Here is a 575-nt window from a genome sequence, read left to right on the forward strand (position 1 = left end):
CGGATATGGCCCCGAAACCCAAGGGCTGCGTTATGGAATCGCGGTCAGCCGCGACGCTTCAGCACGATGGTCGCACCCGCACCGGCGAGCATCACCATTGCCGCGATGGCGATGGCAACAATGTCGGAACCGGTCTTCGACAGCGTTCCGTCGCCGTTGCCCGCGCTGGAAGCCGTGGCGTTGCCGGACGTCTTGTTATTCGGCTGCGCGTTCGGCTTGTTCGACGGGCCGCTGGAAGAAGCCTCAGTGACGGAGGCCGTGGCCTGGCCCGGTTTGACGGAGACCACGTTGCCTTTGGAATCCAAGATGACCTTGGCACTGTAGACGGCGGCGAGGTCAATACGCGCCCACCCCTGCGAGGAGGCGTCGAGCGGATATCCGGAGTCGCCTTCGGTCATCGCCAGCACCTGCTTCTTCTGCGCGGTGGTGAGCGACTTGAAGGCGTCCACGTTGTCGAGCAGATTCACGGCGGCGTCGGGGACGACCGCGGCCTGTCCCTTCTCACCGGTCTGGGCGAATCCGTAGGTCATGCGCGCCTTGTACGCGTCGATGGCCGAGGCGCGGTCCGTGACCGG

The 575-nt window shown here is 65.2% G+C and carries 1 pseudogene; it reads right to left on the bottom strand.

Annotation, left to right across the window (positions count from 1 at the left end):
• Window positions 1–44 precede the first annotated feature (44 nt).
• Window positions 45–575, bottom strand: a pseudogene (locus B3C64_RS03335) (acid phosphatase); the annotation flags it as partial.

The organism is Bifidobacterium sp. UBA6881 (assembly GCA_002451435.1).
GTDB lineage: Bacteria > Actinomycetota > Actinomycetes > Actinomycetales > Bifidobacteriaceae > Bifidobacterium.